Consider the following 5,888-nt stretch of genomic DNA (forward strand, 5'->3'; position numbering starts at 1 on the left):
CCAATGGCCGATGGTAGTTGCCGGTTGCCTCGAAGCCGATCCTCACGGGCAGACCGTAGTCCATAAGAATGGCGGCCAAGCGCCGAAAGTCGTCGAGCGTGTTCGTGATCGTCAATCGACGGCGGCGCTTCTTGCCAGGTACGCCAATCAGCACCTCGTGGCGGTGCTTGGAAATGTCGATGGCGACCAACAAGGTCGAGGCAGTAGTATCGGTGGCGGTCATAGCCGGTCTCCTCAGCGGTGTGGTTTGTGCAAAACCACTGTTGAGACCTGAGACCCGGTTATGGCCACCCGCGTCGCTATCTGAGGGCTGCGCGCATGGCCATAACCTCAAACAAGCGCCTCTTCCCGACGTGCTATGGGACGGAGCTGACCTCGAATGCGATCCTGACGTGGCAGGAAGAGCGCGGAGTCGAATGGCACTACATTGCGCCGGGAAAACCGATGCAGAACGGCTTCGTCGAAAGCTTCAATGGCCGCCTGAGGGACGAGTGCCTGAACGAACACCTGTTTGCCAACCTGCGCCATGCCCGCCATCTGATCGCGGCATGGCGCGACGACTACAACCATCACCGCCCCCACTCGAGCCTCGACGGGCTCACCCCGTGGGAGTATCACCAACGGTCAAGAGAGGACCAAACCCTGAACAGAACTAACCAATAAACGCGGACTCTCGGGGGAGCAGGTCAATCCCGGTCACGATCTCTTGCAGACGCCCAGGCTTCAGAGCTTTCGGCGGATCACGTTCTGCAACATCTCCCGATCGAGGGTCAGATCGGCCACGATCTTCTTCAGTCGTGTGTTCTCGTCCTCGAGCGCCTTCAGCCGACGCATCTCGTCCGGCAGCAACCCGCCATACTTCTTCTTCCAATTGAAGTAGGTCGCCTGGCTGATGCCCGCCTTGCGGCAGATCTCAGCGACCGGCGTGCCTTGCTCGCCCTGCTTCAGGATGAAGGCCTTTTGCGCCTCCGTGAACTTCGATGCCTTCATGCGTTTCCGCTCCTCTCCCAGCCAAGAAAGAGTAGCCGAAAACTCCAGCTTTAAACGGTCCTGTTTCCAGGGGGCAGAGCAGATCTCCTCGTCTTGGGGATCAGCAGACCTCAGATCGTAGCTTCCGTCACTGTCCGATTTTCGGGGGGTAGCTCAGAATGTCAACGCAAGAGGTGCTGGCCGCTTACGCTAGGGCTAAGGTTCCGGCTGGACCAATCTTGAAGCCGCAAAACGTCCTAGATGATCCTCATGTTCAGTCTGCTGGTTTTATGACCGAAGTACCATTCCATGGGCTCCAACGTCCAGCACCTCTGGCCATTGCCCCGATCAAGATGGCGGGAAGCTTTGCGGGCATCCGTATGCCACCCCCGGAACTTGGCCAGCACACCAGCGAAATCTTGTCCCAGTTGGGATATAGTGACAGTGACTGTACCAGGCTGCGTGAAGGAAAGGTTATTTGAAAAAGAGATCTAGAGCTGTTCAAGTCCCGGAGTTGTCGATCGCGTTCAGCCTCGCATCTATCTGGTAAATTTAGTGTCCGAACGTTTCTGGATCTCGTGTGTCATTCGCCGGAAACGTTCCTATAACCTCCTGGGAGCACGCACCCAAGGCCAAAGCTGGAGAAGACAAGAGAACATAAGCGCCAAGCTAAGTGGCGAAGGCAGCCAACCGCCGAAGGATGTATCAAAGCTCATCTCACAGTATTAGAATGGTCGTTGAAATTATTCTGGCGATCGATGCAGTGGGTATCAGCGCGGATGTTTAGGAAACTTGAACTACAATCATTCCGGCGATGGCCATCCGGAAACTCTCGTTGATGTGTCCGGGGGACCGATCAGAACCACTCGCTGAATGGAGACACCTACATCTCAGCCGAACCACGCGCTTAGTATGATTAAATTTTTGCTTGCATCAAGCAAGTTCATGCTACAGTTTGGTTGTTGCATAAAGTCAATGTTGGGATGCACACGGGAAATGAGCAACGCAACCCGATTGCCACAAGACCAATCAATTCAGGGGATCATTCGCACATGATGATGACATCTGACCAATCTGTAGGCGATCTTCTAACTGAACGCCATTCGTGCCGTACTAACCTGCCCCAGCCTATGGCCCAAGGGGTCATTCGTGATGAGCCGGTCTTGATACAGCTGACGCCGTCGAACAGAAATATCCAGTTTTGACACTCCTGCGTTATAAGAACGCGGAACGTCAAGCACTGGAGAAGCGCTATTTCGAAGGAATCAACTCGCGCAATAAACCAAACCCGACATTCCACCGGCGGGCACCGGTTTGCACTGAGATCCAAGGATCGGCAATACGCCTGCGCCTATCGGCCCTATGAAACTGGTGGTGTGAACCACGACGACGAAAAAAGGCTGGCGCGAGGCGACTTAGTAGAACTGGCTTTTCTTTGGGGCGTCACATCTCCTGTTATTGTCCATACCCGAGACGATGTTTCGTGCGCTTGAAAGCTATCCTGCCCCGGTTTGGCAGCACGTCCCCCGCAGGCAACGCCAACATGTGCGGTTTTCTATTTGGCTACGTGGAGCGGAAAGCACTGGTGAACGCCTTCCGAATGGGCCGTGAGCCGCCCGAAATTGTGGCATCCTTTGCCACCCAACAATCCTCAAGCCCCGCCTAGCGGAGCTACGGCCCCAAATGAATGCTTGTTGGGCTGCTATGAATCATAACTCAGATAATGGAGACCACCGCTGATGAAAGTCCTTGTGCCTATCAAACGCGTGATCGACTACAACGTGAAGGTTCGCGTCAAGGGTGACGGGACCGGAGTCGATCTGGCCAACGTGAAGATGTCGATGAACCCGTTCGACGAGATCGCGGTGGAAGAGGCCATCCGGCTGAAGGAAGCCGGGAAGGCCGAAGAGATCATCGCGGTCTCGATCGGCACGGCGAAGTCCCAGGAAACTCTGCGCACCGCTCTGGCCATGGGCGCCGACCGGGCGATCCTGGTCGTGGCCGCCGATGACGTGCACACCGACATCGAGCCGCTGGCCGTCGCCAAGATCCTGAAGGGCATCGTCGACGAAGAGGCCCCGGGACTGGTGATTTGCGGCAAGCAGGCGATTGACAACGACATGAACGCCACCGCCCAGATGCTGGCCGCGCTGTGTGGCTGGAGCCAGGCGACGTTCGCCAACAAGGTGGACATCGACGGCGACAGCGCCGTGGTCACGCGCGAGGTCGACGGCGGCCTGCAGACCATCAAGGTCAGCCTGCCGACGGTGATCTCGACCGACCTGCGCCTGAACGAACCGCGCTATGCGTCGCTGCCCAACATCATGAAGGCGAAAAAGAAGCCGCTCGATGAAAAGACGCCCGCCGACTACGGCGTCGACGTCACGCCGCGGCTTTCCGTCGTCAAGACGACCGAGCCCGAGGCCCGCAAGGCTGGCGAGATGGTCGGCTCGGTCGATGAGCTTGTCTCGAAACTCAAAGCAGCGGGGGCAATCTGATGGCCGTTCTTCTTCTTGCCGAAGTCACCGACGACGCGCTTGGCCGCGATGCGACCGCCAAGGCCGTCTCTGCCGCGAAATCGCTTGGCGACGTGACTGTCCTGGCCGCTGGCGCTTCGTCTGCCGCCGCCGGTGCCGAGGCTGCGACGATCGAGGGCGTGTCCAGGGTGCTGGTCGCCGAGGATGCCGCGCTTGGTCATCGCCTGGCCGAAGCCACCGCCGACCTGATCGTGTCGCTGGCCGGGGATTATTCCCACATCGTCGCGCCCGCCACGACGGACGCCAAGAACATCCTGCCACGCGTCGCCGCGCTTCTGGACGTGATGGTGATCTCGGACGTCTCGGGCGTGGTCGATGCCGACACCTTCGAGCGCCCGATCTATGCCGGCTACGCGATCCAGACGGTGAAGTCGGATGACGCGACCAAAGTGATCTCGTTCCGGACCTCGACCTTCGACGCCGCCGGCGAGCAGGGAGCGGCACCGGTCGAAATGGTCGGCGGCGCGGCCGATCCGGGCTTGAGTTCCTGGGTCGAGGACAAGGTTGCGGCGAGCGACCGACCCGAACTGACCTCGGCGGGGATCGTGGTTTCCGGCGGGCGCGGCGTTGGCTCGGAACAGGACTTCGCGCTGATCGAGAAGCTGGCGGACAAGCTGGGCGCGGCGGTTGGCGCCTCGCGCGCGGCGGTCGATAGCGGGTTCGCCCCGAACGATTGGCAGGTGGGTCAGACCGGCAAGGTGGTTGCGCCCGAGCTTTACGTTGCGGTCGGCATCTCGGGAGCGATCCAGCACCTTGCGGGCATGAAGGACTCGAAGATCATCGTGGCGATCAACAAGGACGAAGAGGCCCCGATCTTCCAGGTTGCCGATTACGGCCTGGTCGCCGACCTCTTCACCGCCGTCCCCGAGCTGATCGAAAAGCTCTGAGCTACACTTGCGCCCTCGACCTCCTCCCTGAGGGCACAAGCTGGGCGGCGCCGGAACAATCGGCGCCGCCTTATTTTCTTCTTGCCGCCGTGCAGGATAGCGACACGTCTGCCGCCGCAGGGGGGACGGGCCTCAGGGCAACGAGGGTTAGCTCCAATGACAAAGACCAGCATGTTTTCCGCCGAGCCCGAACCGACCCGGGCCGTGGCACAGCCCGTTGCCGACGGCATCAAGCGCATTGTTGCGAACAACGCGGGCAAGATGACCTATCACGGCACGAACACCTATATTGTCGATACCGCTGACGGTACCTTGGTCATTGACCCCGGTCCGGCCGAAGACAGCGCGCATTTCGACGCGATCCTCGAAAACCTGGGGGACAACCCCGCCGGTATTCTCGTCACCCATCACCATTCCGATCATTTCGGCGCCGCGCCGGCGCTGCGCGAACGGACCGGGCTACCGATCCATGTGTCAAGCGCCTTCCCGGACGATGCGTTTGAGGCTGACAGGCTGCTGCATGACGGTGAGACCGTTGGCGGTCTTGTGGTGCTTCACACACCGGGCCATTCCAGCGACCATCTTTGTTTTGCGCGACCGGACGGTATCCTGTTTTCGGGCGATCACGTGATGAGTTGGAACAGCTCGATCGTCAACCCGCCGGACGGCGACATGCACGACTATTGCGCACAGCTCCAACGACTGATCGAACGGGAGGACGAGGTGTATCTTCCGGGTCACGGGCCAGTCCTTCGAGACCCCAGGCCCTATGTCGAACGCCTGCTTGCGAACAGGATGCGGCGCGAGGCGGAGATCCTGGTGCATATCCAGGCAACGCCTGACACGATTCCGAACATCGCATCGACGGTCTACAGAAAGTCGGACCCCCATATCGCCATGGCCGCGGAACGAAACGTCCTGGCACATCTGGAGAAGCTTCTGGCCGAGCAACGCGTCGTGCGAGATGGCGACCGATGGGGTATCGCCCTAGAAAACTTTACATAAGATTGATTATGCGTGATGCGGATGTACGCGCAAAGCGATAATGTCACCCATGAGCAATTCAGAAGTGTCACTCTCCTCGCATACGATAGCGAGGATGAGTGGACATGGGATGGGTTATGATGAGCGAGCGCGATTTGAACCGCGTTGAGGTTTTGGCGCAGGTCGATGATAGTCGGCTGACGGTAGACAATGCGGCAAACCTGCTGGATCTGACAAGGCGGCAAGTGTTCCGGCTTCTCAAGCGATACCGGCAGGATGGCGCCTCAGCGATCCGACATAAGGCGCGCGGCAAACCTCCAAACAATCGTATCCATCATGCAAAGCGCGATTATGCTCTGAGCCTGATCAAAGAGAATTACCCGGATTTCGGCCCAACACTGGCAGCTGAGAAGCTGGCTGAGCATCACGGGTTCACAGTGTCTCGCGAGACCGTGCGCAAATGGATGATCGAAGACGGCATCTGGCTCTCGCGGAAACAGCGCCGGACCTT

At 59.0% G+C, this 5,888-nt stretch carries 5 protein-coding genes and 3 pseudogenes; 6 read left to right on the top strand and 2 right to left on the bottom strand.

Annotation, left to right across the window (positions count from 1 at the left end):
* Nucleotides 1-223 (bottom strand): annotated as a pseudogene (locus tag A3764_RS09855) (IS110 family transposase); the annotation flags it as partial.
* 137 nt (nt 224-360) lie between these two features.
* Here A3764_RS09855 and A3764_RS09860 point away from each other — a divergent pair.
* Nucleotides 361-663, top strand: a pseudogene (locus A3764_RS09860) (integrase core domain-containing protein); the annotation flags it as partial.
* A 25-nt stretch (nt 664-688) separates the two neighbouring features.
* Here the strand turns inward: A3764_RS09860 and A3764_RS09865 are convergent.
* Nucleotides 689-990, bottom strand: a pseudogene (locus tag A3764_RS09865) (transposase); the annotation flags it as partial.
* Nucleotides 991-1,148: 158 nt separating this feature from the next.
* On the opposite strand from A3764_RS09865, the gene A3764_RS26415 reads away from it, so the two are divergent.
* The 5 genes from A3764_RS26415 to A3764_RS09885 all read left to right on the top strand — a co-directional run.
* Nucleotides 1,149-1,451, top strand: coding sequence for a CoA transferase (locus A3764_RS26415; protein WP_082850977.1), 303 nt, complete (start codon nt 1,149-1,151; stop codon nt 1,449-1,451).
* 1,257 nt (nt 1,452-2,708) lie between these two features.
* Nucleotides 2,709-3,467: an electron transfer flavoprotein subunit beta/FixA family protein gene (locus tag A3764_RS09870; protein ID WP_067951543.1), complete on the top strand. Its 759-nt coding sequence runs from the start codon at nt 2,709-2,711 to the stop codon at nt 3,465-3,467.
* Nucleotides 3,467-4,393: an electron transfer flavoprotein subunit alpha/FixB family protein gene (locus A3764_RS09875; RefSeq protein ID WP_067951544.1), complete on the top strand. Its 927-nt coding sequence runs from the start codon at nt 3,467-3,469 to the stop codon at nt 4,391-4,393. Before A3764_RS09870 ends, A3764_RS09875 begins: the two co-directional genes overlap by 1 nt.
* 156 nt (nt 4,394-4,549) lie before the next feature.
* Nucleotides 4,550-5,398: an MBL fold metallo-hydrolase gene (locus tag A3764_RS09880; protein ID WP_236628162.1), complete on the top strand. Its 849-nt coding sequence runs from the start codon at nt 4,550-4,552 to the stop codon at nt 5,396-5,398.
* 104 nt (nt 5,399-5,502) lie between these two features.
* Nucleotides 5,503-5,888 (top strand): helix-turn-helix domain-containing protein (locus A3764_RS09885; protein ID WP_150122132.1); only part of this gene is annotated, 386 nt, incomplete at its 3' end.

Source organism: Sulfitobacter sp. HI0129, from assembly GCF_001635395.1.
Lineage (GTDB): Bacteria > Pseudomonadota > Alphaproteobacteria > Rhodobacterales > Rhodobacteraceae > Sulfitobacter.